General features: G+C 44.7%; 25 protein-coding genes. 12 read left to right on the plus strand and 13 right to left on the minus strand.

What is annotated here, in order from left to right:
• Nucleotides 1-5 precede the first annotated feature (5 nt).
• The 4 genes from ACXAFV_RS10775 to ACXAFV_RS10790 form a co-directional block, all read right to left on the minus strand.
• A complete protein-coding gene (locus tag ACXAFV_RS10775) occupies nt 6-1,178 on the minus strand; it encodes a carboxylate--amine ligase (protein WP_475126414.1) in 1,173 nt (390 codons plus the stop codon).
• A 1-nt stretch (nt 1,179) separates the two neighbouring features.
• Entirely contained in the window at nt 1,180-2,520 is a 1,341-nt protein-coding gene (locus tag ACXAFV_RS10780) for a glycosyltransferase family 4 protein (RefSeq protein WP_475126415.1), read from the minus strand.
• The gene (locus ACXAFV_RS10785; RefSeq protein ID WP_475126416.1) at nt 2,517-3,173 is read right to left on the minus strand and encodes a PIG-L deacetylase family protein; all 657 of its coding nucleotides are present in this window, start codon (nt 3,171-3,173) and stop codon (nt 2,517-2,519) included. The genes ACXAFV_RS10780 and ACXAFV_RS10785 overlap by 4 nt, the downstream gene beginning before the upstream one ends.
• Nucleotides 3,174-3,272: 99 nt before the next feature.
• The gene (locus ACXAFV_RS10790; RefSeq protein WP_475126418.1) at nt 3,273-6,545 is read right to left on the minus strand and encodes a hypothetical protein; all 3,273 of its coding nucleotides are present in this window, start codon (nt 6,543-6,545) and stop codon (nt 3,273-3,275) included.
• 220 nt (nt 6,546-6,765) lie between these two features.
• On the opposite strand from ACXAFV_RS10790, the gene ACXAFV_RS10795 reads away from it, so the two are divergent.
• From ACXAFV_RS10795 to ACXAFV_RS10805, 3 genes are all read left to right on the plus strand, one after another.
• Nucleotides 6,766-7,791, plus strand: coding sequence for a hypothetical protein (locus ACXAFV_RS10795; RefSeq protein WP_475126419.1), 1,026 nt, complete (start codon nt 6,766-6,768; stop codon nt 7,789-7,791).
• Nucleotides 7,792-7,903: 112 nt separating this feature from the next.
• Nucleotides 7,904-8,113 carry a hypothetical protein gene (locus ACXAFV_RS10800; protein WP_475126421.1) on the plus strand — a complete coding sequence of 70 codons (210 nt, stop codon included), beginning with the start codon at nt 7,904-7,906 and terminating at the stop codon, nt 8,111-8,113.
• Nucleotides 8,114-8,268: 155 nt separating this feature from the next.
• Nucleotides 8,269-8,457, plus strand: coding sequence for a hypothetical protein (locus tag ACXAFV_RS10805; RefSeq protein ID WP_175987007.1), 189 nt, complete (start codon nt 8,269-8,271; stop codon nt 8,455-8,457).
• Nucleotides 8,458-8,790: 333 nt separating this feature from the next.
• Here the strand turns inward: ACXAFV_RS10805 and ACXAFV_RS10810 are convergent, their stop codons facing one another.
• The 5 genes from ACXAFV_RS10810 to ACXAFV_RS10830 form a co-directional block, all read right to left on the minus strand.
• The gene (locus ACXAFV_RS10810) at nt 8,791-9,345 is read right to left on the minus strand and encodes a kinase (protein WP_475126423.1); all 555 of its coding nucleotides are present in this window, start codon (nt 9,343-9,345) and stop codon (nt 8,791-8,793) included.
• Nucleotides 9,346-9,767: 422 nt separating this feature from the next.
• Nucleotides 9,768-10,064, minus strand: a complete 297-nt coding sequence (locus tag ACXAFV_RS10815; protein ID WP_475126425.1) for a putative quinol monooxygenase — start codon at nt 10,062-10,064, stop codon at nt 9,768-9,770.
• A 114-nt stretch (nt 10,065-10,178) separates the two neighbouring features.
• Entirely contained in the window at nt 10,179-10,814 is a 636-nt protein-coding gene (locus tag ACXAFV_RS10820; RefSeq protein ID WP_475126426.1) for a nitroreductase family protein, read from the minus strand.
• Between the two features lie 20 nt (nt 10,815-10,834).
• Nucleotides 10,835-11,257 carry a MarR family winged helix-turn-helix transcriptional regulator gene (locus tag ACXAFV_RS10825; protein ID WP_475126428.1) on the minus strand — a complete coding sequence of 141 codons (423 nt, stop codon included), beginning with the start codon at nt 11,255-11,257 and terminating at the stop codon, nt 10,835-10,837.
• Between the two features lie 178 nt (nt 11,258-11,435).
• On the minus strand, nt 11,436-11,795 hold the full coding sequence (locus tag ACXAFV_RS10830; RefSeq protein WP_446245344.1) for a winged helix-turn-helix transcriptional regulator: 360 nt from the start codon (nt 11,793-11,795) through the stop codon (nt 11,436-11,438).
• 676 nt (nt 11,796-12,471) lie between these two features.
• Here ACXAFV_RS10830 and ACXAFV_RS10835 point away from each other — a divergent pair.
• From ACXAFV_RS10835 to ACXAFV_RS10855, 5 genes are all read left to right on the plus strand, one after another.
• Nucleotides 12,472-13,677, plus strand: coding sequence for an MFS transporter (locus tag ACXAFV_RS10835; RefSeq protein ID WP_475126429.1), 1,206 nt, complete (start codon nt 12,472-12,474; stop codon nt 13,675-13,677).
• 285 nt (nt 13,678-13,962) lie between these two features.
• Nucleotides 13,963-14,529, plus strand: a complete 567-nt coding sequence (locus ACXAFV_RS10840; protein WP_475126430.1) for an ATP-binding protein — start codon at nt 13,963-13,965, stop codon at nt 14,527-14,529.
• Between the two features lie 21 nt (nt 14,530-14,550).
• A complete protein-coding gene (locus ACXAFV_RS10845; RefSeq protein ID WP_475126432.1) occupies nt 14,551-14,979 on the plus strand; it encodes an ester cyclase in 429 nt (142 codons plus the stop codon).
• A 35-nt stretch (nt 14,980-15,014) separates the two neighbouring features.
• Nucleotides 15,015-15,299 carry a hypothetical protein gene (locus ACXAFV_RS10850; protein WP_475126433.1) on the plus strand — a complete coding sequence of 95 codons (285 nt, stop codon included), beginning with the start codon at nt 15,015-15,017 and terminating at the stop codon, nt 15,297-15,299.
• Nucleotides 15,300-15,360: 61 nt separating this feature from the next.
• A complete protein-coding gene (locus tag ACXAFV_RS10855; RefSeq protein ID WP_475126435.1) occupies nt 15,361-15,900 on the plus strand; it encodes a DUF1572 family protein in 540 nt (179 codons plus the stop codon).
• A 100-nt stretch (nt 15,901-16,000) separates the two neighbouring features.
• Here ACXAFV_RS10855 and ACXAFV_RS10860 read toward each other — a convergent pair whose 3' ends face one another.
• The gene (locus ACXAFV_RS10860) at nt 16,001-17,923 is read right to left on the minus strand and encodes a heavy metal translocating P-type ATPase (protein WP_475126436.1); all 1,923 of its coding nucleotides are present in this window, start codon (nt 17,921-17,923) and stop codon (nt 16,001-16,003) included.
• 219 nt (nt 17,924-18,142) lie between these two features.
• Nucleotides 18,143-19,324 carry an MFS transporter gene (locus tag ACXAFV_RS10865; protein ID WP_475126438.1) on the minus strand — a complete coding sequence of 394 codons (1,182 nt, stop codon included), beginning with the start codon at nt 19,322-19,324 and terminating at the stop codon, nt 18,143-18,145.
• Between the two features lie 126 nt (nt 19,325-19,450).
• Here ACXAFV_RS10865 and ACXAFV_RS10870 point away from each other — a divergent pair, with 126 nt between their 5' ends.
• Complete coding sequence (locus ACXAFV_RS10870) at nt 19,451-19,837, plus strand: OsmC family protein (RefSeq protein ID WP_475126439.1); 387 nt, start codon at nt 19,451-19,453, stop codon at nt 19,835-19,837.
• 231 nt (nt 19,838-20,068) lie between these two features.
• Here the strand turns inward: ACXAFV_RS10870 and ACXAFV_RS10875 are convergent, their stop codons facing one another.
• The gene (locus ACXAFV_RS10875) at nt 20,069-20,488 is read right to left on the minus strand and encodes a pyridoxamine 5'-phosphate oxidase family protein (RefSeq protein WP_475126441.1); all 420 of its coding nucleotides are present in this window, start codon (nt 20,486-20,488) and stop codon (nt 20,069-20,071) included.
• Nucleotides 20,489-20,628: 140 nt separating this feature from the next.
• Between ACXAFV_RS10875 and cax the strand changes: the two genes are divergently transcribed.
• The 3 genes from cax to ACXAFV_RS10890 all read left to right on the plus strand — a co-directional run bounded on the left by cax (nt 20,629) and on the right by ACXAFV_RS10890 (nt 23,228).
• Nucleotides 20,629-21,687: a calcium/proton exchanger gene (gene cax, locus ACXAFV_RS10880; RefSeq protein ID WP_475126443.1), complete on the plus strand. Its 1,059-nt coding sequence runs from the start codon at nt 20,629-20,631 to the stop codon at nt 21,685-21,687.
• 356 nt (nt 21,688-22,043) lie between these two features.
• Nucleotides 22,044-22,859, plus strand: coding sequence for a YfkD family protein (locus ACXAFV_RS10885; protein WP_475126445.1), 816 nt, complete (start codon nt 22,044-22,046; stop codon nt 22,857-22,859).
• Between the two features lie 186 nt (nt 22,860-23,045).
• Nucleotides 23,046-23,228: a hypothetical protein gene (locus tag ACXAFV_RS10890; protein ID WP_475126447.1), complete on the plus strand. Its 183-nt coding sequence runs from the start codon at nt 23,046-23,048 to the stop codon at nt 23,226-23,228.
• Between the two features lie 165 nt (nt 23,229-23,393).
• Here ACXAFV_RS10890 and yfkAB read toward each other — a convergent pair whose 3' ends face one another.
• Entirely contained in the window at nt 23,394-24,521 is a 1,128-nt protein-coding gene (gene yfkAB, locus ACXAFV_RS10895; protein WP_475126448.1) for a radical SAM/CxCxxxxC motif protein YfkAB, read from the minus strand.
• Nucleotides 24,522-24,570: the final 49 nt, after the last annotated feature.

Here is a 24,570-nt window from a genome sequence, read left to right on the forward strand (position 1 = left end):
CACAATCACTCCTTTCGTTTTCTTTTCCATGCATTCAATAAATGCGATGTGGTGCTCCTGATAAAGGGCATCGGGTCGTCTAAAGCGAGGAGGGCGAATACTTTCTTTCCTTTGAATCCACTGAGAAAGTCCCTCCATGTCATTTCCCCATTCCTGCGCTTTTCCAAAAAAGTAAGGAAATAGCGCACGAGGTAGATCCATTGGACGCCATCGATCTGCTCCAGCTGAGGGTCGGGGTTTTCTCCGGTGAGGTAGAGATAGTACGTATAGGCAAAATCGACTCCGGAATGACCTGTCAAACTATGAGTGAGCCAGAAGCGGGGATTGATTTCGATGAGCTTATACTGACCGTCGCGGGGATCCTTTTTATATTCAATCATGTTGACGCCCTTTAGTCCGAGCTCTTTCAAAAGAGGCACACCAAGTTCTACAAGCTCCGGGATCCGCTTGCTTACGATGTGTGCGCCCGTTCCGAATTCCGCTGGGAACTGGTGATTCTTCTGAAGCGTGAAGAGGGCCAGCAGATTCATATCGTCGTCGAAAAAGGTGGCAACTTTATAAAAGCTTTGGTTATCGCCCGGGATAAGCTCCTGGATGATCAATTCCCCATATTTGCTGTAAACGGGAAAGACTTTCTTTAATTGATTGGCGTCCCGGATTTTGATGGCTTTCTTATTGATGTGTTTTCTGAATTCATGGCCGAAAACCGGCTTTAGTATGCAAGGGAATTCCAGCTGGGAGATGGCTTCATCAAGCTGGGCATCCGTTTCAACGAAAAAGGTCTTAGCAGTTGGGATCGAATATTTCATGGCAAGGTCATAGGTTTTCTTTTTATCCAACAAATCTTCAATCATAGAATGTTCAGGATAAAGAAACAGGTAATACTCTGATAATTCTTCCCGGTATGTCGAAATGAACACGACGTAATCATCAGCCCCTGCATAAAGCACGGGCTTTTGGTCAAACTTCACCGCCACTCCCTTTAAAAAAGTGAGCAGCGCTTTTGGCTGCGTCAATGGACTGGGACATACCGCGCAAGCAGCGAGTCTTGATTTCCCTTTTGAGTATGGCCCTGCTGTGTCATATGCATATACCTCGATCCCTTTCCTGGCAAGGGCATGGATGATGCCCACTCCATTGGCACTTAAATCGAGTACAACGGCTGGGTGTGCTGGCATATCATTGTCCTCCCGGGGTTAACAAATGTTGATAGATGTGTTCGATCTTTTGCACCATCGCTTCACGTGTAAGATGGCTCTTGGCATATCGGGAAGCATTCTCTCCAAGCTGGCTTCTTAAGGTACCGTTTACAATTAATTGTTTCAGCTGTGTCGCCAGTTGGACGACATTGCCTGGCTGAACGATGAGGCCGGTTTCGTTATGATGGACGATTTCAGTGATCCCGCCGCAATCGGTCGTCAGTACTGCCGTGCCGCTGTGCATGGCTTCAATGATTGAAATCGGGAGGTTATCATTGACGGTCGGCATGACAAAGATATCTGTCTTGCTTAAAATGGCCGGTACATCATCCCGTTTCCCCAGGAACGTCACGTTTGTGAGGCGCAGTTCCTTCACCTGTGCTTCAAGTGCTTCACGCATTTCTCCATCACCCACGATTTGCACTTCCACATACTGGTTCAAAGATCTTAATTTTGATAGAGCCAGGAATAAATCGGAATGACCTTTCCTCGGCCCCAGTCTGGCAACACAGGATATGATGATTTTTTCATTCTTGCCCTTGCGTGGAACGTGAGTGAAATCGATTCCTGTATTCACCGTTGTCAGCTTAGAGGAGACCGCACCAAGCTGGCTGAGCGGTTCCCGGAATGAATCGCTCAGGATCACCATGTGTGTTGCATATTCAATGGCTTTTTTCTCAATTTCCTTATAGTAGGTTTCTTCTTCGGAGCCTTTCGCGATCCGGTTGAAGTTAACCCGGCTGAAGGTGAACATCCCGTGCGGAGTAAATAATAGCGGCTTCCCGAGACCTTCATTGAACCTTCCCAATATATTGGCAGTGAACAGATCCTGGGCATGCAGGATGTCATACTTTTCGAGCTTTACCGACTCCAGCATCTGTTCGTAAATATAGAGGAGACGGCAGCTTTGGATGATTTTGCTGGTGTAGGAGCCGTACCGGTTCTGGAACAGTGTCTTCAATTGCGGTACGACAGCTTCCCGCAGTGCTTCCGCTTTAGCAGCTGAAAACTGATTTGGGGAGATGACGTCTACTTTGTGTCCTAAAGCCTTTAATCCTGTTTTCAAAGTAGTGATGTAGTTTGATAGGCCGCCAGTGTGGGGGTAATCCCAGAACGTAGCGATGAGAATCGATAGTTTTTTTCCTGATTTACTTTTTCCTTTTTTTGATTTTGACTTTTTGTCTTTCTTTTTTCGCTTAGAATCCTTGTCCTTAGCTTTACCCGCACCCGTCTTTTTCAGAGTGACCGGTTTTGCCTTGACTCTATAATGTTTGTCTAAGGCAGTAATGACGTAAGGATAAGGAAAGTGCATTTCATTCATATCCAGACCCTCCTGATGACTTCGAATGCTTCGGCATACGGCACCCCGACCGTCATGCCCCTGACGCTTGCCAAATGTCTGACTCCCTCATAGGAACGCGGATGCGGAAAGTCTCTCATTTCCACATCATAGTGTTTTAAGGAAGCAATTTTTTCTTCAATCGTTGATGAGATATCAACAAAATAGTTCGGTTTAAATTGTTTATCATTTGTTTGAGTATTCCATTCACTTGAGGATACCGTTTCAAACGTGATCAATTCGATCGGCTGCGCATTCGGTACAGGACGGACAGCTGTCAGTACGGCTTGAAACGTAATTTGGTGGTCGCGGTTCACATCCCCGTAATGATGGGTAAAAATTTTAGCAGGCTGATAGATATTGATTAGTTTCTCGATTTCTTTGGTGAAAAGATGAAGCGGCATCATCTCAAGCTCAAGGTTCGGATGCTCTAGAAAAATCACTTCTTTGATGCCTATTTCTTTGTTTGCTTTTCGGGCAAGCTTCTGAATATGATGGGCTTCTTCTTTTCGTCCGTTCGCTGTAATGATCGAGATGACTCTATTACCTTGGTCTACTAGTCTTTTAAGTGTGCCTGCCGTACCTAGTAGTTCGTCATCCGGATGTGCGGCTATGACCAATACAGTTTCTTTCATTTCCCTTCACCCCATTCTTATCTCTATTACCTTAGTATATGTAGCTTGTAATATAGTCGAAACAGACATTAGCACAGGGCAAATGTCTGTTTCTCCAATCTATTTTTTCCTTTTCTTCTGACCGATGGTGATTCCACCGCTGATGACTTGCAGCCTTACATATCCATCCCCGTCGATCCAGATGAAGAAATCACGTCCAGCCGTTAAAAACGTCCCCTGTTTATCAAGCAGTTTGCTGCCCGCATACACATTGATCTTGTCACCGAGTGTGAAATATTTATTCAAGATCGTGGTATAAGACTCCTCAACAACCTGGTCCTGGGTGGAAGGTGGAGTGGTTTCTCCTGCAGATTCCTTTTCTTCTGCTTCGGAGCTTTGGTTCGATCCGCTGTTTATGTTCTTATCGTTGTTTGATTTGGCTGGTGCCGCTTCTTGAGTTTCCGACGATTCAACTGGTGTGATGGAGTGGACGTCTGTATCTTGTGCTGGTGAAACATCCGATCCTTCTTCAGTGATTTCTTCATTCTGTTCTTCATGAACAACGGATGGACTGTCACTGTCTAAGCCAGCGTAATCGTTTTCAACGATTGTTTCTTCTTGCTGCAGTTGATCCGTCGAGTCATCAACTGTTTCTTCCGGCTGAACGGATGGAGCATCCCCGATTCGACTATTGGATTCGTCTTCATAGATTGGTTGTTCATCCGGGATTTCTACATCAGTTACATCGGATTCTTCTTCAATGACAGTTTTTTTCTCTGAGATATCTACAAGCGGTGAATCAGTTTCTCCCTCTTCATCAGGTGTGATGATGTCTGATGAGAAGTCTTGCTCGAAATCAATGGTCGTGTCCGTTTCGGTTTCAAAGGGTTGGTGATCCTCCGTCTCTTCCAATTCAGCTGATGTGTCAGGATAAACGAATTCCAAGTCTGATTCCTGGGTGGAATCTGTTTTTTCCTGTGTGTGTTGATCAACAGGTTCGTCTTCGACTGCTTCTTCATGCTGGACGGATGGAGCATCCTCCATTTGGTTATCAGATTCATCTTCCTTGATGATATCTTCATGCGTGTTTTCAAATTCTTCCTCTTCATCCGGAGTGATGTTGTCTGATAAGAGCTCTTGGTCGAATTCAGTGGTCGCGTCCGTTCCTTCTTCAACGGAGTGGTCATACTCGGATTCTTCCATTTCATCCGATGTTTCAGAATCGATGAGGTCCAAGTAAGGTCCCTGGCTACTGTCTGTTTCTTCTGGTATATGGTGATCCGCTGAGTCTTCAACTATTTCTTCCGTCTGTACGGGTATAGTATCTTCCTTTTGGATATCGGATTCCTCTTCAATGATCGTTTTTTCCTCTGAGATATCTTCAAGCATCGTATCAGATTCTTCCTCTTCATCAAGCGTGGTGTTGTCTGATAAGAGGTCTTGATCGAATTCAGTGGTCGCGTCCGTTTCTTCTTCAACGGGGTGTTCATCCTCTGATTCTTCCATTTCATCCGATGTTTCAGAATGGATGAGGTCCAAGTCAGATTCCTGGCTGCTGTCTGTTTCTTTTGGTATATGGTGATCCGCTGAGTCTTCAACAATTTCTTCCTTCTGAACGGATGGAGTAGCTTCCGTTCCGTTATCGGATTCGTACTCAGGAATTGTTATTTCTTTTGAGGATTCTTCAAACACTGGTTCAGATGCTTCATCTTTTTCAGCTGTGATACTGTCTGTTAGAAGATCTTGCTCAACTTCAATTACGTTTATTTCGGTTTCAGTAGTGTCATCATCGAATGAATCTTCATGATCCTGAATTGTGCCGGAAGCGTGGATGTCGAAGTTCGCTTCTTGACTGACGAGTGTTTCTTCCGAAAAATCATCACCACTAAGCTCTGTTTCTTCCATTTCGATGGATGGCGTGTCGCTGTTTAGACTTGCGGATTCCATTTCAAAAGAATCATCTGATTCTTCCTTGAAAGAGTGGTCAGTTAATTCCTCCGTGTCAATGGTTGCTGTTTCACTGTTTAGGCTTGCAGATTCTTTATCAAAAGGAGCATCTGATTCTTCAATTGTTCCCTCCTCGATTGAGTGGGCATCTGCTATTTCAGTATCATTGGCAGCTGTGTCACTGTTTAGACTGTTGAATTGATCTTCAACTGGACCATTTAATTCTTCGACCGTTCCTTCCTCGATAGGGTCATAGTCCAATTCTTCTGTTTCATCGGTAAGGCTTTCGTATTCATTGGCCGCTTCTGATTCTTCAAAAGTGACTTCACTGATAGGGGTTTCATCTGTTTCCTCGGTGTCAGCGGTTGAATTGTCTTCAAGTAGTCCTTTTTCATAAATCACTGGGTCATCCTGTGAGATTTTGTCAGAAGTCTCAATAAGCTCTTGAACTTCACCATCTAAAATGTCATCTGAAGTGATGTCATCCTCATATTCATGGATATTATCCGATTCAGTAGCTAAAGAATGGTGATCGATGGATTCTTCAACATGTTCAGCTGCGGTAGAAGGTTCGACGGAACCGTGATCGATTTCTATCGTGAGTTCTGATTCCACTGCCTCAAAATCCTGTTCTGAGTCATCGGTTCCCTTATAGTGTGGTTCATCATTCAACATGTCGTCATAATCTGCATCCATTTTCGTATCTAGTGAAAAATGGTCTGAAGTTACTCCTTCATCGTTTTCCGTAATGTCTTCCTCAAGTGAGACAAAGGTTTCTTCGTCTCCCATTTCCTTAAGCTGGTCATCAGATAGACCATTCACATCTACTGTTGAAGACGGGGCAGGAAGGTCTTTCATTTCTTCATGCCCATGATTCAACAAGCTTGGATCAGGGGTTTGAACAGAATCCCCTGCTTGATGACGATCTGGAATGTACTCCGTTTCACTCAGATGATTGAATGGCTCCGTATGGTCGACTGTTTCCTTCGTCTTCTCGACTTTAGCTCCTTTTTGAGATGCAGACGGTTTTTTTGGCCTGTGTATTGGTTTAACGGCAGAATAGTTTAATTGGTGCAGACTTTTGCTGCGGTCTATATAGTTGATTCGTTTGAACGGTCCATCATCCCGTGGTGCAAGCCGCGGGCATTTTCCACGTCTTTTAGGGCGTTTATGCTTGGGGATTTTAGAAAGGATCACGCTTGGCTCTGCATCATTATCCAGTGTGATATCGAAGGCAGGCCTATCTGATCTTGGATGATGAGCAGCTGTTTGGTTAAGGCTGTTCACCATGCTGTGTATCAATTCAGAAACGTGGGCGTGGTCCATAAACGCATTCTGCTGCTGGAGCGGCGGAGGAAAGATGTACGGTTCTTTATCTTCCTTTAGGTAACGGATGAATATGGATTGATTGTGGCACGGAACGAGTAAGTCTTTGTAATAATACAAGGAAAAAATCCTTGGTAATAGGTGTTCATTTATAAAAAGAAAATTTTTGGGCATGGTTTTCTCACCTCCATGTCTCTCTATCTTCTTATAAATTATTCAAGAGCCCGATTTGAGTGAGTGGAATTTGCGATTCTACTGCAAAATAGGCTATACATTCTGATTTTTCATACATATATTGATTATGAATTGCAGACTAAAAAGCAAAGGAGTGTAAACGAATATGTCGAAGGAAATCAATGAGTCCTCTGGCGACAGAGGCCGCCTTGACAATCAAGGTCATTCAGAGCAATCACCTGCTGAGCAGGGAGCTGCTGAGCAGACTGGGGAGAACAGGAAGGAGAAATCCTCATCCGGTGGGGATTTCAATCAAATTCCAACCAAAACTCTTGCAGAAGTGCTTAATTCCATTTTCAGCTTAGGAGATCATCTTGAAATTTTATACGAAGATGACCAAATTGACGATAATGGAACATTTGTAGGTGCTTTCAACAAGACCCTCTTGTGGGCCGACCACGATGGCAATTTCAATGTGACCGATCTAAACGGTCCGCTTTCTGTAAAGAAGGTACCTTCAAAGAGGAGAAGGAAGAAGAAACGTAAAGAGAATAAGGATCCAAAGTCCGTGATGGAAGAAGCTTTGAACAATCTGGACAATGATAATGCAGAGGAAGAGACAGAAGAAAATGTGATTCTTAGAGTCATGCAAGAAGACAGTGAGAACGAAGAAACGTCTGAAATCACATTCGAAGTAATCGACGATTCCTCAGAAGATCCAGTGGATCAGGAGGAGACCTCGATCGAGGAAGAAAATCATGAGGAATCTGATTCTGATGAAGAAGAAATCATCATGGTTGTGGATGCAGAGGAAGAGGAAGAGGAAGATCACTCTGGTACAGATCCTGAATTATCTGTAGATGAGCTGGATACGGAAGTTGAAGAAGCAGAAGAAATCACTCTTCAAGAAATCATTGAAGATGAAATCGAAGAAGAAACGGAAGAAGCCGAAGAAGAAGCCTCAGAAGAACTGATTCTTGATGATGAAGTCCAATCTGAACCGGAAGAAGAGCTGGCCATTTCATTAGTAGAGGACGAACCAGAAAAAGACCAGGCTGTTTCACTAGTAGACGAATCACTAGAGACATCCGACACGGGGGAAGAGGAAATGATTACAGCCTCCGAGGAAGGGCCGGATACTACTGATAACACGCTTCCTGAAGATTCATCCCCAGAGGAAAAGAGAGATTAGTCTAGTAAAATCTTTTAAAAAAGCAGAAATTTTTTTGAAATCTAGTTATCTGCCTTTACGCATCAACGAATCCGGCATAAATATAGAGTAAACACCGAAAGGAGGAAACATAATGGGAAACTTATTTGGTAAGTGTGGAAATATGGCTGATTTCCTAAACAAAATTTTATCTATGGGTGACAAAATCGAAGTGTTGTCCGGTGACGACGAAATCGAAGAGGGTTCATTCATCGGTGCAAGCGATAACTTCGTGGTTTGGGTTGACGAAAACGGGGACATGAACACGTCTGACCTTGGCAGTGTGACTGTTCGTAAGGTATAGTCATCATCAATCTGACTTTAAAAATGACTGGAAACCATTCCAGTCATTTTTTTTTCTGAAAAAAATAAAATGATAGGTAAGAGCCCTATCAAATTTCGAATTATCTAATATAAATATATAGACTGATTGATTAAAGGAAGAAGGGAGGAGTCGCAATGGGACTTTCTGAAAAGTTGAATAGTGTACTGAAGCTTGGTGACAAAATAGAGGTATTATCAGGTTCTGATAAAATCGACTGCGATGGAACATTCATCAACGCAGAAGATCACTATCTGGTATGGTCTAATGGAGATGGAGACATTTTATTTACTCAGCTTGATAATGTAACGGTAAAAAAGGTGTAATGATATAGAAGGATCACTTGAAGGTGCAGTACTTTTGTGGCGAAAGTACTGCACTATTTTTATGGAGCGGGCGTTCTTGTTGACGGTTGAATCTTAATGAGAAAACGATCGGGTCTCTTCTTACGTAAATGAGCTGGAAGTCAAGATTCATTGCCGGCTTGTCCTGTTTTTAAGTATCATGCAAGATCCGCTTTCCTTCCCAAATTCTTATGAAAACAGGAATAGCAGCAATTTCCGGATATGTGAGCTATACTTGTCCCATTTTGAGACTCTTGGAAAACGGTCTTTCCCTTATATGTCACAGGAAAGACAGTCTTCTCAGGAAGCCGTCGTCTATTTATGTTTTTTCCAGGCCTCAAATAGCTTTGGGTTCACATTCTTCACATGTACAAGGAACTCTTTTGTTAATCCGAATTTATCCATCCCTTTTAACAGCTTCGTCGGAACCGGGGAATCAGAGGTGAATGCGCGTTTATGATCAATGACCTTGAAATCGCCATTCTCATCCATCAGCATATGGCGAACCTCCGTATCCCATCTTGTGAAGCCTAATTTCTTGAATTCATCCAGTACAAATAAAATTTTCTTGGTCATGTCTTCATCGATTGTCCCATGCCGCTTCATATGGCGGGCAAGGGAGATGCCTTTGATGAACTCCATCACGATATAATTGTCGCCGTATTCATACAGCCGGGGCATAATGGATGATGCCTGCCCAATTTGCATTGCCTCCAATTCCCTTTGATGCGTTTCTTCTTTAAAGAAGTATTTTACGACTTTATCGTCGGCTACTTTATAAATTTCCCCGTCTTTCCCATCACCAATCATATCAAAGGCTGCAAGATCCTTTTTCGTGATTTTCTTGCTTCCGTTAAAAAGATTCTCCACCGGTCTTCACTCCTTTGCATAGAATTCTTACACTTTTTCTATATTGTATGGAGATAGAAACGTTTTTGTAACCGAGCCAAACGTTGAAATTTACTAGAAAGGCTGCCAAGCTATCCTTCATCTGCCTCATAAAAGCCATTGTTTGAAATCTATCACTTTCGCTCTGTTAGGCAGGTTTGATTTCTTTACTGTGGGGATACTGAACGATTCATGGGGGAGGGCGATTGAGCTGCCGCAGAAAACAGCATCCGTCCGACCTTAAAGGGTGGGTACTTTTGGGGTTCGGGGGCATATATAAAAGGGTCCAAGAAGGAAATAGCCTTCTTGGACCTTTTGGGGCCGGTACCGGGGAAGCCGGGGCTTTCCTCAGCTTCCTCCGTTCATTTTTTTGTCAGTTTAAAGGTGTATCGTGTACCTGAGAGTTATCGTTCTACCTTATTTCCGTCGAATATCTGCACATTGATCGGGGCAGCCATATATTCGGGAGCTCTGCCTGCAAATGATGTGAAGTGTGCGCTTGTGTTGTGGGCTTCGACAGCGGCTGCGTCTTTCCAAATTTCCACCATGGTATAAGCCTGTTCGGTCTCTGTATCTTTCATGAGCTGATAAGAAATATTTCCTTCTTCAGCCCGGGAAGCCGCAACGAGTGAGTGCATTTCCTTAAGGAATGGCTGTTCTTTTTCAGGGTTGATTTGAAAATGTGCGTGTATGATGATCATGTTCTTACCTCATTTCTTAATCAATTAGGATAATGGGGATGAAAACCCTGGTACACTTCTGTTGTCTCTTTGAACGACTATTGGTGTATGTCAGGGAACATCCCCTTGCGAAATTTATTTCCATTCAGTGATTTTTTCGACTGGAAGCCTGACGGATTTATACCCTTCATCGGCTGCTTTTCCGATCGAAATCAGCATAACAGGATAATAGCGTTCTTTATCCATTCCGTATGCCCCTGCGATCTGGTCTTTTTCATAACCCCCGATTGGATTCGTGTCGTATCCATGAGCGCGGGCTGCCAGCATCAGCTGCATGGAGACAAGTCCGGCGTCAATCAGGTTCATTTCTTTGAATTGTTCTTTCGGCATCACTTCAAGAAGTCCTTTGATGGAAGGAAGCTGCCTGTCTCTCACATCTGCCGGCATATAGCCTTTTCTTACGGCTTCATCGTAGATTTCATCGGCAAAGTCGAGGCTGTTCATGTCAACAAATACAGCAATGACGGCTGCAGAAGTTTTGACCTGTGTCTGATTGAACTTTGCCAGCGGCGCAAGAGTTTCCTTGCCTTCCGGGCTGTCGATAACAAGGAAGCGCCACGGCTGAAGATTGACAGAAGAAGGGGCAAGCGTCGCTTCTTTTAGGATCTCCGTCATTTCTTCCTTGCTGATTTTGACGGTTGGATCATAGTTACGGATGGAACGGCGGCCTGTGATGATTTCCTGAAAGTCATTGATTCGTGTTGTATTCATGTTGAAAAACTCCTTTGTGTTTAGTATTGAATGTCTTTAACATTCTGCTGGATCCGCATGAGTAAATTTGAAAGCTGCACTTGTTCATCGGAACTGAAGTCCTTCAGCACCTGGGCGACGAACTCTTTTTTCTCTTGGCATGATGCCTTGATTCGTTCCCGTCCTTCATTCGTTAATCGAACAAACGTGATCCGGTTGTCGTCCGGATTCTTCCGGCGGGATACCATCCCTTTCACTTCCAGCTGCTTCAAGTGCCTGGTCACAGCCGCATGGTCTATATTCACTTCCCTCTGAAGGGCACGCTGGCTGATTTCCTCTACCTCCATCAGCTTGTGAAGAAGATCAAGTCTCGACTGGCTGATTCCAGTGCAGCGTTCAAACTTAGGGCTCAACTGCTTATAAATATCATTTATATGACGTAAAATCTTTTCCTCGTTGGACAAAGCATCTTCCTCCTTGAAAACTGTTAATTGAGGGGTCAATCATTGATATGTCAATTAATATAATATATTTGTATTTGTAAGTCAAAGAATTGAATTCAGTCCTGGTGACGAGGGACTCGCATTGGAAAAAGAAAAACACCCTGAGCCAATGGCACGGGGTGTTTTTAGCTTGTTTGGATTAGTCATTTTCTCCGGAAATGACGACCACATCTTCGCCTTCAGAGACCGTTTTTTCGATGTGCTGCTCTCCCCAAGTACAGAGCATCTGCAGGGCAGGGGCGAGTGAGGTACCGTATTCAGTCAGTTCGTATTCCACTTTCGGGGGCACCTGGTTATAAATAATCCGATTTACGACGCCATCCGCTTCGAGCTCCCTGAGCTGCTGAGTGAGCATTTTCTGCGTGATGTTCGGCATCATTCGTTTTAGCTGGCTGGTTCGAAGCGTGCCGTTGTCGATGAGGTGGCAGAGGATGACGACTTTCCATTTGCCCCCGATGACCTCAAGTGCCGCTTCTACTGGGATGTTGTATTTTTTCATTGGGGAACCCTCCTTGCTCGTATCTTTTCATGCGATCTATCTTGAAGTGCTGCTTTGATTAATTTATTTACAGATGAATATAACATAACCATTCTGCATTCGCCTAACAGCTGGACTGCTGGCTGTATGGTTACCCAGGGTTACCTATGCCACTTGAAAGTGCGTTCTTCCCATATATTCAGGAAGGATGCATAATCGACACTGTACCTTGATGGTACGACAAATTTCCGGATCATCCTATACGGTACTTTGAAGTGCCTATGGTACTTCAGGGTTCCTACAGCACTTTAAAGTGCGTAATTCCATTATGGATTCATACCCTTCATAATGTTGGGTACACGGGAAAGCGAAAGGCGCCTTCGTGATTACCGGCAGTTATGTTTTGAAGTTTAGATGATGGCAGATGAGCTGTATGGCAGTGAGTTTGATGCTTTTTGATAATAAAATTGGATTTTTGATAATAAACTACCCGTTTTTGATAATAAAATCTTATTTTTGATAATATAACGCCATTTTTTGATAATAAGTCCTTCTGGCGGGTTTCTAAGAGACACACATTATCTTGTAAAACAATCTCTTCAGCTATTTATAGCAAAAATCTGCTTTTAGAATCAGCAAACTGCCCTGTTATGGTTCGAAACATGTTTATTTTTTACTACTAAGGAGGAATTCTCTCATGAGTTCTCATGCACATACAATGAATCACTCAAAAACAAAAGGAGGCACGCCGGCATTATTGGCGCTCGCGATCTCCGCTTTTGGAATCGGGACGACGGAATTTGTCCCGGTCGGATTGCTGTCATCGATTGCGGATGACCTGTCGATATCAATCACCCTTGCCGGATTATTGATATCCGGATATGCAGTCGGAGTGGCGATCGGTGCTCCGATCCTTACCGCTTTGACTAGTAAAATGAATCGTAAGACGCTGCTTATGTCGCTGATGATTTTATTTATCGCCGGGAACTCGGTTTCTGCGATGTCATCGAGTTTCGGGCTGCTTCTTACGGCCCGGTTCATCACGGCCTTTTCACATGGTATCTTCTTTTCCATCGGTTCGACGATTGCTGCGGATTTAGTTCCTGCCCATAAACGGGCGAGTGCGATCGCGTTCATGTTTACCGGATTGACGGTCGCAACCGTTACTGGTGTACCGCTTGGAACGTTCATCGGACAAGCGTTTGGCTGGAGAGCGACGTTCTGGGGAGTGGCACTTCTCGGAGTCATCGGGATCATTGCAAGCTCCATCCTCGTACCGAAGGACTTAAAAGAATCTCCACCTGCGAAATTCGGTGAACAACTGAAGATTTTAAGCAATGGGAAATTATTATTGGCGTTCGCCATCACTGCACTTGGATATGGCGGGACGTTCGTTGCGTTTACGTATCTGACTCCGCTCTTGGAAAATGTCACAGGATTCAGTTCAAAATGGGTAAGCATCATCCTGTTGGTTTATGGAATTGCAGTTGCAATCGGGAACGTGGTCGGAGGGAAAGCCTCTGATAAAAATCCCCTTAAGGCATTATTCTGGATGTTCATCCTGCAGGCGGTCATTCTTGTTGCATTGACGTTTGCGGCACCATTCAAGATTGCCGGATTGATTGCGATCTTCCTGATGGGAATGTTTGCGTTCATGAACGTTCCGGGTCTTCAGGTCCTTGTTGTGAATCTGGCTGAAAAATATGTACCGTCAGCCGTTAACGTAGCTTCAGCCCTGAATATTGCGGCATTCAACGTCGGGATTGCCATCGGATCCTTTGTCGGAGGCATCATCGTGGATGGTATCGGACTGATCCATACACCTTGGATCGGGGCCCTGATGGTCAGTGGGGCTGTCCTCTTGACGGCATGGCTGCGCAGATTGGAGAGCGTTTCAGAGTAAAGGAGTCTAGAAAAGTGTAAAAGCGCCCCGTGTAATGGCACGTGGCGCTTTTTTGTCGCAAGAAATATCCTCCTAATAGTGTATGTTATGGTAAAATAAGGATAAACACATTAGCCGCGTTACCGATGAATTTATGGAAGGGGAGAGTTCCGGGAGAATACCCATACCATAAGATCCGGTAATGGTGATTCTTTTAAAATCAGTAATAACGGAAGCAGGAAGGAACTATTGAATATCTTAGATTGATAGATATACCGGCGTCTATTAAAAAATGGAGGCAAACAGATGAACCGTTTAGTCATCTTAACCGTCGGCAAAACCCATAGCGGGAAGTCGACATTTGCGAAAAGGCTCGAAGAAGAGCTGCAAAACTCCGTGGTCATCGACCAGGATAACCATGCTGAATTCATCAATACTTTTTATAGAAATCTGCTGCCTGAAAAGGGGCCGAACACGTTCAAGTACACCATCACTAAAACAATCGTGGATTATGCGGTGAATGAGACGGACTGTCATCTGATTATCTGCAACTCGAATCGAAGCCGGATTGGGCGCTTGAAACTGCTGGAATCTTTTCACCACAAGGGCTTTGCCAGTATCCTGATCTATTTCGATCTGCCTGAACAGGTTCTTGAGGAGCGTGTTGTGAATAGCTCGCGAAGTACAAATATACTCAGGAGTGCTTCTACTTTTGAAGAAGTACTGGTACGGCAAAATACAGAGTCTGACGTGACCGCTCCGGTGGAAGGGGAAGCGGATTATTTATTTACGGTTAGGGATGAAGATGATGTAGAGTCGGTGATTGATAAAATCATAGCCATTTCTCATGGTATGGGAAAGGTGAACGGATAGGATAAGGAAGGCGGAATACAAATGATTAGTGTTAATAAAAGAGAAACAGTTGAAAAGTGGTTTGCAGAATACTTCACTAAAGGGAATCTAGAGGTTTTGGACCAGCTGACAACAGACGATTTTGTTTATCATTCCCGTAATGGCGACAATACAAGAGAGAAGATGAAAGAGTTTATGGAATGGTACCGAACCGTTTTTCATGACGATGAATGGGAGATTGAAGATTTAATTGAACAAGAGAATAAGTTAGTAGTTCGTTATACGGGCTACATGACCTATAAGGGAGGATGGTTCGACATTCCTTCCAGCAATCAGAGAGTGAAAGAAACAGGTATCATGATTTTTTATTTTGAAAAGGGAAAAGTGAAAGAGATGTGGTGTGAAAACAGTGACGCTGGTATCCTTTACGAGTTAAATGCACTACAACAAAATACCCATCAGGTTTTTTAGTGCTTCGATATCCCATTTTGACAGGAGGAAGTAATTTGGGAAAGAAAGAGATGACCTACATTATTGGAGGTACACTGGGGTTGGTGCTTGGTTTCATCCTGGCAAAAGTTTATCAAATATGGGCTATTTTATATGAAACAGAAGGGCTCTCCTTACAAGGGGTTACCAGTTGGGAAGGAAAACCGCTTTGGAAATCCGTCAGTGAAAATCCTGGAATGGCAACATTTGTTATATCTTTTTCTCTGTTTCTCATCGGGTTATTCTTTTCATTTCTACTGACAAGAGGGGAAAAGCAAACACAGAAATTGAATATTAGTTAGTGGATGTAATCTAAATAGTTTGATACCTATAAAAGAATGATGATCAGTGAGGTGGGAAAGTGTGAATATTGGATCCGAATATTTAAAAATTGTCATGGAACGATTCAAAAGCGTAAAGAGTCTGGGAGATAAAACGATCGACCAATTATCTGAAGAGGACATCTTTTGGGCTTATAACAGCGAGTCAAATAGTGCAGCGATTATCGTGAAGCACATGAGTGGCAATATGATTTCAAGATGGACGGACTTTTTGACTTCGGACGGAGAGAAGGATTTTCGAAATCGAGAAGAAGAATTCATAAATGATCTATTTTCAAAATCAGAAGTGATGACCGTATGGGAAAAGGGCTGGCAAACACTTATGGAAACATTGACGGGATTGACTGAGCAAGATTTATTAAAAACAGTAACCATCCGGGGAGAACGTCACTTGGTGATGGAGGCCATCGAGAGGCAAATGGCTCATTATGCGTATCATGTGGGACAGCTCGTATATATCGGGAAACAGGTGAAAAATGATCGATGGGAAAGCCTCAGTATTCCGAAGGGAAAATCGGAGGAGTTTTTAAAAGAAATGCTCGATAAGCATCATGGCAGCTAAGCCAGGGAATTTCGGATCAGTTTCTCCAGGCTAAACCGATAAAATGAAAAGAAAAACTCGCCCCAGCAAGAGGCGAGTTTTTAAGTGCGATAAATTAAATTCAAGACTTCAACAAACGCAATCCATTCAATATAACCAATATCGTACTTCCTTCATGCCCGATGACTCCATATGGAAGGTCGAGGATCTGCAGGAAGTTGGAAGCGATCAGGATCATGATGACGCCGATGGAGAAGATGACGTTCTGCTGGACGATACGCTTCATTTTTTTCGATAGTTTGATAGCTTCAGCGATACGGGTGAGGTCGTTTTTCATCAGAACGACGTCCGCGGTTTCAAGGGCAACGTCTGTTCCTTCACCCATCGCGATGCCGACGTTTGCCGTTGCGAGAGCAGGGGCGTCGTTGATTCCGTCACCCACCATGGCGACCGTTCCGAAATGGTTCTTCAGTTTCTTCAATTCTTCCACTTTCGTCTCAGGAAGACATTCAGCAATAAAGGAAGTCACGCCTGCTTCCCCAGCGACGGCGTGTGCCGTCTTGTGGTTATCACCGGTGAGCATGATCGTTTCGACACCTTCTTTTTTCAGCAGTTCGAGGGCTTCGATCGTTTCCTTGCGAACAACGTCTTTCAATGCGATCAACGCAGTGATTTCACCATCTTTAGCGGCGAAAACCGTGGTTTTACCTTCTGATGCGAGTCCGCTGTATGCTCCGTTCATATAGCTTCCAGCCAAATCTTTTCCGACAAACTCTGCTTTCCCGATCTTCCATTCAGAACCGTTGACCACGGCTTTGACACCCCAGCCTGACACATCTTCTAAGGAATCCGGTTGGAAGAGACTGACCTTCAATTCCCTGCGGACGTGTCCGACGATTGCCTGAGCAAGAGGGTGATTCGATTGATTCTCAATGGAAGCAACAACGGTCATGATTTCGTCCTCGTCAAATTCTTCTCCAACAAGAACATCCGTCACGACAGGTTTTCCTTTCGTCAATGTTCCCGTTTTATCAAATGCAATGGCTTTCAGGTTGCTCAGATTCTCAAGGTGTGCGCCTCCTTTAAAAAGGATCCCGTGGCGGGCGCCGTTTGAGATGGCGGACAAGCTTGCCGGCATGATCGATGCTACAAGTGCGCAAGGGGAAGCGACAACGAGCATTACCATCGCACGGTAGAAGGTCTCCGTCCAGCTCCATCCGAGCAGGAAGTTAGGGATGAACATCATCAGGAAGACCACGGCAAGGACCACCTTGACATACGTACCTTCGAAGCGTTCGATGAACAACTGTGAAGGTGATTTCTCACTCTGGGCGGATTGCACAAGGTCGATGATTTTCTGGAATAATGTTTCGCTGCTCGGCTTTGTCATTTCGACGGTGATGGCACCGTTGATATTGACAGTGCCGGCGAATACTTCATCGTTTGCAGCTTTTGTGACCGGCACCGCTTCACCGGAAATCGCGGCTTCGTCAATGGTAGTCGTTCCTTTTACGACCATTCCGTCAGTCGGTACGCGCTCACCAGGCTTAATCAGAATGTGGTCACCGATATCAAGGGTCGATACATGGACTTTCTTTTCGCCAGAGGAAGTCACAAGCCAGGCTTCCTCTGGCTGCATTTCCATCAGCGCGGAGATTTCTTTCTGACTCTTGTTCATTGTGTACGTTTCAAGCGCTCCACTGACTGCGAAGATGAAGATGAGGATAGCGCCTTCCGTCCAATAACCGATGATGGCAGAGCCTACCGCTGCAAAGATCATCAGCATTTCGACATTGAGTTCCTTGTTCTCGATCGTTTCTTCGATTCCTTCCTTGGCTTTTGCGAATCCGCCTATGACGAATGCAAGCAGATAGAAGATGACACTAAGGGTGTCCGTGTCGCCATTTGAGTATATCCACCCGAGTAATATGAACACACCGCTTATTAGTGCTGCAATCAATTCAGCATGGGGCTTTATTTTTTCAAGAAAGTTGATTTGTTCTTTTGGTTTTCCGAGTGACAAGGCTTTGGATTGTGAGCTCATATGGTACTCCTCCTTTTGTGTAACTGAAAATAAGGATTTCTAATTGAGAATAATAATCAACGTCATTATCCCTATAAAACGACGAAAGCTGCCACCTGTTAAGGATGACAGCAAATCTATGTGTGTTTGGGTTGGACTTTTTAAATAATCTCTTAGTTTATAATTATTATAATCTGATAGTACCATATCTATATGAGAAAGAAAAGGATTTTGTGCAGATTAATTTTGTGTGACTTCCCGGCGCCTGCTTTGCAGGGAAAAGGTGAGCAGGCTCACAAAGATCATGAGCATCATCAAGCTGATCAGATAGAAAAAGCTTGGTCCGCTAAACCATTCGATCACGATTCCGCCGATGAACGGGCCCATCATGCTTCCGAAGCTGAAGAAGATGCCGCACATGATATTCCCGGCAGGAAGCAATTCCTTCGGAAGGAGATCGGTCATATAACTGATTCCGAGAGAGAAAGTCGATCCGACCGCCATGCCGGCAAGTGTGAAGCAGGTGAATAAACCGATCGTCGATTCAGAGACGAATCCAGCTGCGGTAAAGCATAGGAATCCAATCATCATGACGACGAGAAGGACGTTCTGCCTGCCGTATTTGTCACTCATTACACCGAGCGGTACTTGCGAAATGATACTTCCGACAGCGAATGCGGGAAGCAGGATCGAGACGGCTTCGACCGAAATTCCGTTTCGAAGGGCGAATACAGGGAAATTTCCGTTAAGCGATGCTTCAAGGAAGCCATAGCCGAGCGGAGGAAGAAGCGCGACCCAAGCAAATTTAAAGACTTTCCCGAAACGCTGGAATGATCCCAGGAACGAAGCACTCCCTATATTTTGCTGTTCGGGGAATTCGTTCTTCAGTTTAAAGACGAAGCTCCAGACGAGCAGGCTCAAGAATGATGAAATCATGAACGGCAGCGCCTGGCTGATTTCGATCAGCTGTGCCATCAGCGGACCGACTGCAAATCCGATTCCGAATGAAACCCCATAGATCGAAATGTTTCTTCCGCGATGTTCTTTCGGGGAAAAAGACGTGATCCATGTTTGGGTGGCGAAGTGCAGCATGTGGTCGCCGACCCCGATGAATAAACGAAGCGCAAACCAGAACCAGAATGATTTCCAAAATGGAAAAAGAAAGAGTGACAGTGCGACGACGATTCCGCCGATGATGATCATCGGTTTGTAGCCGATTTTATGCAGCGGTTTTTCCATAAGCGGTGAAGCAAGTAAAATCCCTATATAGAGGGCGGTGGCGTTCAGGCCGTTCAAGGAGGAGGAGAGGCCGTCCTGCTCAAAGATGATTGCGATCAGCGGCAGGAGCATCCCTTGAGAGAAGCCTGAAATCGCTACGATGGCCACCAGTACCCAGAAGCGGAATGATAACGATTGATTCATATGCAAAAACTCCTAAATTAGTAAATTTCCTTATTAGATGTTACCCCGGAATCGATTGTTTGGCAATGGGGATCGGATAGAGTAAAATTTAGAGAAATCACGGTTTGAAGAGAAAGGATGAGGTTAATGGAATTCAAGATGCAAGAAGGCGGATTTTATTCTGATCTGGGATTTGGGAAGCTTGAGGTGTCCGGTAACGAAGAGTATGGATTCCGTCCATTCCAGCTGCTCGTTTCGTCTGTGGCTGTCTGCAGCGGCGGTGTCCTGCGAAAGGTGCTCGAGAAAATGCGTATCGAATTCGATGATATCCATATTAAAGCGGATGTTGTCCGAAACGAAGACGAAGCGAACCGGGTGGAAGAAATTTCACTGCATTTCACGATCAAGGGTGAGAATCTGGATGAGAAGAAAATCGAAAAAGCCATGAAGCTTACACGCAAGAACTGCTCCATGGTCCAATCCGTTCAGGACTCCATCAAAATCGAAGAAAGCTTCGAGCTCATCGGGCAATAACGCATTGACGCCGACGAGGAACGGGCCTTCAGGAGGGAATTATCCCCTGAAGGCCCGTCTTTTTTAGGTTTCATTTATTGAGAAATATGGGAATAAGGTGGTAATAGCTGGTAAATCAAAGGCCCGTCCCAGACTGCGTTAATGCGCTAAAAGCCCGTCCCAGACCGCGTTAATGAGCTAAAGGTCCGTCCCAGACTGCATTAAAGTGTTAAAAGCCCGTCCTTCACTGTGTTAAAGTGTCAATTCCTGTGGTTCTTTGCCTGGTTTTTCGTAGTAGAGGATGGTGACCGGGCTTAGTTTCAGCAGCATGTATTCAGGGTCCTCGGGACTTACGATCCAGTGCTTGAGCTGTTCCGACCAGAATCTTTGCTTAAGTTCGGCCGATTCCTCGACGGTTGCCTTCGCCTCTATCTCTACATAATGCTCATGATCGGAGTCGCGGTCGTAGCCGAGCAGGATATGGACATTTGGATTCTGTGCGATGTCCTCCGCTTTGTGGGCGTGCTCATTTGTGGCTGTATAAAGCGTAAGATCGTCATTGTTGAACATCATGAAGCGTGAATACGGCTTGTTGTCGCGAATTGTAGCGAGTGTTCCTACTTTGTGATGGGAAAACAGCTCGGTTACTTTGTCTTTCAGCGTGTTTGTCATGAAAAGTACCTCCTGAAAATGTTCTATCTATTAATGTGTCTTTTCTGGGTGGATTCATGAGTTTCTTGGCAAAAAAAATTTCCCCCTCCATAGACTAGTAAGGGACCTTACAAATATTCTTAGGAAAAGAGGACTGCTCTGTGAATAAAATCTTCTTGATTCTCGTAATGGCCGGCGTTCCGTTATCGGTTATCGGAAGTCTGCTTCACTGGCCGACCGTCATGATGTTTGGCGTGTACTGCGTGACAATCATTGCACTCGCAGGATATATGGGAAGGGCGACGGAAAGCCTGGCCGTGATTTCAGGCCCCCGAATCGGCGGATTATTGAATGCGACCTTCGGAAATGCAGTTGAACTTATCATTTCTATCTTTGCGTTAAAAGCAGGTCTGATCGGCGTCGTGCTGGCGTCACTGACCGGGTCTGTCCTAGGAAATCTCCTGCTGGTGGCGGGACTTTCCTTCTTCGTCGGGGGAATCAAATTCAAACGCCAGAAATTCAATGTATTCGATGCCCGTCATAATTCCGGCCTCCTGATGTTCGCGGTCATCGTCGCGTTCGTGATTCCGGAAGTGTTTGCACAGGATATGGGCGAAGCGGCAACGATGACAATGAGTCTTGGAGTATCAGGTATTCTGATTGCACTTTATTTATTCGCGCTTTTCTTCAAGCTCGTCACGCATCGCGGGGTATATCAGCATGAAGAGGGTCATGGAGAACATGCTCATGAAGAAGAGCCTGAATGGGGCAAAGGGAAGGCACTTCTCATTCTAGCGGCTTCCACGGCAGCCGTTGCGTATGTATCAGAAAGCCTTGTGCACACATTTGAAGAGGTCGGGACTGCATTCGGCTGGAGTGAGCTGTTCATCGGTGTCATCATCGTCGCAATCGTCGGGAATGCCGCGGAGCATGCATCCGCCATCATCATGGCATATAAAAACAAGATGGACATCGCTGTCGAAATTGCAATCGGTTCCACCCTGCAGATTGCCATGTTCGTGGCACCGGTGCTCGTATTCATTTCATTGTTCTTCGATACGAACATGCCGCTCGTCTTTACCCTGCCCGAGCTTGTTGCAATGGTATCGGCCGTTCTTGTCACGATCGTCATTTCGAATGACGGGGAAACGAACTGGTTTGAAGGGCTCACATTGCTGGCAGCTTACTTTATCATGGGGATCGGGTTTTATCTATTGTAGGGAAGGATTGTTCATGAGGTCTTTTTGAGATTTATTTTAAAGGCTGAAAATATGTGCAATGCGAGGTTGCCATCGCGTGCAGCGGCAAGAATATAGATATCCGCTCCTAAGCAAAAAAACAGCGGTGTCCCGGAATGGGACCCGCTGCCTTTTTGGGAAATAGGAATTACTTATGAAAAACTGTCAGCATTCCAAGGTGTCTGACAACCCTCCAGGTACATTCATTATAAAATATTTATCGAATTTTGTAAATATTCTTTCAGTTAAGAGATTTTATTTTTTCGTGGATAAGCTCCTGCAACTAGGAAAAAACTAAGGGCAAACCCTTAAGTTAAAGTTGAAAGGAGTCTATCTAAATGAAATTAATGCGTACTGTTCTTATGTTCATTCTCGCATTTTTTGTGGCCGCTTCCGGCACACATGCTGAAAAAAGTCCCGCTCCGAAAAAAGAAGCGGATTCTGCAAAAGTATCCATTCCTAATTCCGTCCTGAACATTGCGAAGGAAAACACATACCCGAATTCCACGCAGGATCAGCCTTATCTGCAGCCGAGCGAATTCACTCAGGAGCTCTTGGATACCTCCAATGTGAAAATCGAAAACCCGAACCTGATCCGCATTCTAAATGAATCTTCCATTAACAAGGCGCCGACAATCGGATTACGTGCAACTATCTATTTAGGGGATTGGCCGTTGAATTACTCTTCAACCGAAACATCCCCGAACTGGGAATACCAGAAAATCAATACGAATTACTATGATAACCGCGGTGGTAAAGGAAACTACCAGATCCACTATGTTCAAGAAGCACAAAAAGTCGTCAAAGGCGGTCTGACGGCAAAAGTCCCTCACGCTGATGACGTCGAAAAAATGATGATGATCAGAGCGATGGACAACTCGCAGCTGCCGCTCGCCTTCCAGACGATCGTTGGGGCAGGCACAAAAAAGAACCAGGTGTATAACATCTCACCAAAACGCCTGGGCTATCTATACGCCTACGCACCTGCCATCAACGAAAAAGGGAAAGTGACGTACGGGGAAGTGTACCTGCAAATGAAGGGCACCAAGCGTTCGATTGTCGTTAAGAACGTTACATCCCAAGGAGTAGGGGCATGGATCCCGATTCAGGATCACGTGCACTTTGGATTCATGGCAAGCGAAGTACCGAGATAATGGATGAAAGTCAGGCCCGTACTTCGACGCTTTAACGTGTCGAGGGACGGGCCTTTACTAAATGTTTTCGAAAAATGTTTAGAGTGTGTCGAATGGTGGAATATAAATATCTCGCCAGTTATCTTTTAATTTTACTAGGCATATGTTATAATATTCAGAATACTCTAAACAAAGGAGGATATTTACATGGATTATTTGTTAATATTTGGAGCTGTTTTGGTTTTGGCGACAGGATTGAGAATCTGGTTCGGTTCAAGGAGAGCAAAGTATTATGCTGAAAGAATTACACGCTACGGATTAGGAGAACAGCCATTTGAGAAATCGGCCCGTGAAACTGCACAGATCAACAACAAAACGTCTACTAAATAAAACACTTCGGATTTCCTGTTCCGGGGTGTTTTTTTTGTTGCTTTAAATAAAGGGAATGAAGAGGGCTGCAGATGAGGTCTGTTGTTGGATAAAGGTTTCTTTCAAATGCTGATATATTCCTTTTAAAACAAAGAGCCCAGCTTCAAACGAAGCTGAGCCATATGATCAACGATGGATGAGGGCTTTCCTTTTAGAAAAATCGACATCTTTATAATACATGGATTTCACCAATACGTTAGGACCTAAACATCGTGCTGCCGGGCAGTGGCAGTTCAATTCCTGCGCAAGCTCCTGTTCCTGCCATTTATCAAAGATGTCAGGGAGGGAATCATTCGTGATATTGCCGAGCGGCGGTGTATCGCCGAAGTCGGTCACGATCACGTCGCCTGTAAAGATATTGACGTTCAATCGGGAGCGGCCGTCCGGGTCGTTGCGGACACTTACGTTTTTGGCAGCATACAGCTGCTTTAACAATTCACGGTCTTCCTCGGATGAACTGCAAGGATAGAATGGCAGCGTACCGAATAGCATCCACACATTTTCATCGCGGAACTCAAGGATATTTTTAATGGCCACACGAGTTTCATCCAATGATAATGTTTCGAGACTTGAAGCGAAATCTGAAGGATACATAGGATGAATCTCATGACGTCCGCACTTCATCTCATCGATGACCTGGCGATGGATCTTTTCCAGGTAAGGCAGTGTGTTCTTGTTCAGCATCGTTTCGGCAGATACGAGTACACCTGCTTCAGACAGTGCCCGGCTGTTTTCAATCATCCGGTCAAACAGCTTCTGACGCTGTTCGCGTGTCGGCTTTCTTTCCATATTGGCAAATCCGACATCGATAAACTCATCCGTCGTTCCCCAGTTATGGGAAATGTGTAATACATCCAAATACGGGGCAATTAATAAGTAGCGGTCAAGGTCGAGTGTCAGATTTGAATTGATCTGTGTATGTACACCTCTTGAATGTGCGTATTTCAATAGAGGAAGTACGACATGTTCCACTGATTTTTTTGAAAGCATAGGCTCGCCGCCGGTTATACTAAGTGAACGGAGCGTCGTAATTTCATCAAGTCGCTGAAAGACTGTATCCATAGGCAGGGTATCGGGATCCTTCGGCGTCAGCGTGTATCCTACAGCACAATGTTCACACCGCATATTGCAAAGGGTCGTCGTCGTGAATTCGATGTTGGAAAGCGTGATACCACCGTGCTCCTCAACATCCAGGTAAGCCTCCCAAGGGTCATGGTCAATCGACATTTTCTTGGAGAGAGTAGTTGGTTTCATATAATAAAAAAACTCCTTTTTAAATAAGTCACTACCTCATTATTGAATT

This window comes from Rossellomorea sp. ABR4_012 (assembly GCF_056159545.1).

Excerpts from the sequence above, each read along its gene's own strand:
- ACXAFV_RS10780 (WP_475126415.1), bottom strand. The coding sequence starts at position 2,520 with ATGAATGAAATGCACTTTCCTTATCCTTACGTCATTACTGCCTTAGAC.
- ACXAFV_RS10890 (WP_475126447.1), top strand. The coding sequence starts at position 23,046 with ATGGATTATTTGTTAATATTTGGAGCTGTTTTGGTTTTGGCGACAGGA.
- ACXAFV_RS10820 (WP_475126426.1), bottom strand. The coding sequence starts at position 10,814 with ATGAATACAACACGAATCAATGACTTTCAGGAAATCATCACAGGCCGC.
- ACXAFV_RS10845 (WP_475126432.1), top strand. The coding sequence starts at position 14,551 with ATGATTAGTGTTAATAAAAGAGAAACAGTTGAAAAGTGGTTTGCAGAA.
- ACXAFV_RS10800 (WP_475126421.1), top strand. The coding sequence starts at position 7,904 with ATGGGAAACTTATTTGGTAAGTGTGGAAATATGGCTGATTTCCTAAAC.
- ACXAFV_RS10835 (WP_475126429.1), top strand. The coding sequence starts at position 12,472 with ATGAGTTCTCATGCACATACAATGAATCACTCAAAAACAAAAGGAGGC.
- ACXAFV_RS10875 (WP_475126441.1), bottom strand. The coding sequence starts at position 20,488 with ATGACAAACACGCTGAAAGACAAAGTAACCGAGCTGTTTTCCCATCAC.
- ACXAFV_RS10775 (WP_475126414.1), bottom strand. The coding sequence starts at position 1,178 with ATGCCAGCACACCCAGCCGTTGTACTCGATTTAAGTGCCAATGGAGTG.
- ACXAFV_RS10815 (WP_475126425.1), bottom strand. The coding sequence starts at position 10,064 with ATGATCATCATACACGCACATTTTCAAATCAACCCTGAAAAAGAACAG.
- ACXAFV_RS10870 (WP_475126439.1), top strand. The coding sequence starts at position 19,451 with ATGGAATTCAAGATGCAAGAAGGCGGATTTTATTCTGATCTGGGATTT.
- ACXAFV_RS10795 (WP_475126419.1), top strand. The coding sequence starts at position 6,766 with ATGTCGAAGGAAATCAATGAGTCCTCTGGCGACAGAGGCCGCCTTGAC.
- ACXAFV_RS10860 (WP_475126436.1), bottom strand. The coding sequence starts at position 17,923 with ATGAGCTCACAATCCAAAGCCTTGTCACTCGGAAAACCAAAAGAACAA.
- ACXAFV_RS10840 (WP_475126430.1), top strand. The coding sequence starts at position 13,963 with ATGAACCGTTTAGTCATCTTAACCGTCGGCAAAACCCATAGCGGGAAG.
- yfkAB (WP_475126448.1), bottom strand. The coding sequence starts at position 24,521 with ATGAAACCAACTACTCTCTCCAAGAAAATGTCGATTGACCATGACCCT.
- ACXAFV_RS10865 (WP_475126438.1), bottom strand. The coding sequence starts at position 19,324 with ATGAATCAATCGTTATCATTCCGCTTCTGGGTACTGGTGGCCATCGTA.
- ACXAFV_RS10885 (WP_475126445.1), top strand. The coding sequence starts at position 22,044 with ATGAAATTAATGCGTACTGTTCTTATGTTCATTCTCGCATTTTTTGTG.
- ACXAFV_RS10830 (WP_446245344.1), bottom strand. The coding sequence starts at position 11,795 with ATGAAAAAATACAACATCCCAGTAGAAGCGGCACTTGAGGTCATCGGG.
- ACXAFV_RS10805 (WP_175987007.1), top strand. The coding sequence starts at position 8,269 with ATGGGACTTTCTGAAAAGTTGAATAGTGTACTGAAGCTTGGTGACAAA.
- ACXAFV_RS10785 (WP_475126416.1), bottom strand. The coding sequence starts at position 3,173 with ATGAAAGAAACTGTATTGGTCATAGCCGCACATCCGGATGACGAACTA.